This is a genomic window from Streptomyces mutomycini, assembly GCF_001700505.1.
GTDB classification, from domain to species: Bacteria; Actinomycetota; Actinomycetes; order Streptomycetales; family Streptomycetaceae; genus Streptomyces; species Streptomyces mutomycini.
This window is the reverse complement of the sequence record NZ_MAPV01000375.1, coordinates 1-688: the sequence shown is the minus strand read 5'-3', so window position 1 is coordinate 688 and position 688 is coordinate 1. Positions and strand designations below refer to the sequence as shown.

At 68.5% G+C, this 688-nt stretch carries 1 pseudogene; it reads right to left on the bottom strand.

Features of this window, described 5'->3' with window-relative positions:
- Nucleotides 1-512 (bottom strand): annotated as a pseudogene (locus BFF76_RS30530) (endo-1,4-beta-xylanase); the annotation flags it as partial.
- Nucleotides 513-688: the final 176 nt, after the last annotated feature.

The window sequence follows — 688 nt, the reverse complement described above, 5'->3', positions numbered from 1 at the left end:
CTTGGCCGCCGGGTCGGCGGCGCGCGCGGTGCGGAAGGCGACCTCGATCCAGTCGTTGCCGGAGCGCTGCAGGTTGGAGTCCCGCCGGGCTCCCGAGCTGCCGTCGGCGAAGGCCTCGTTCACGACGTCCCACTGGGCGATCTTGCCCTTGTAGTGGGCCATCACGCCGTTGATGTGGTCATTCATCGCCTGGCGCAGTGTGCTGCCGCTGAGGCTCTGCATCCAGCCGGGCTGCTGGGAGTGCCAGGCCAGGGTGTGGCCGCGCACCTGCTTGCCGTTCTGCACCGCCCAGTTGTAGACGCGATCAGCGGAGGTGAAGTTGAACTGGCCCCGCTGCGGTTCGGTGGCGTCGATCTTCATCTCGTTCTCGGCCGTCACCGAGTTGAACTCACGGCCGGCGATCGTCGTGTACGCCGAGTCGCCCAGCTTGCCCGAGGCGATGGCGGTGCCGAAGTACCGGCCGCTCTGCGCCGCCGCGGCACCGAGCGTGCTCTCGGCGGCGTGTGCGGTCGNNCGACCGCACCGAGGACGCCGACGACCAGCGCCAACAGCAGGCCGCGGATCTTCCGGCGGATAAGGGGTCTGGGAAGGGCATACGAGCCCATGACTGTGCCTCCAAGGTAGAAATCACGGAAGTGCCGTAGCGCAGGGATTGCGTCGTCCGCTCCCCTTCGGCGGACGGACGGAC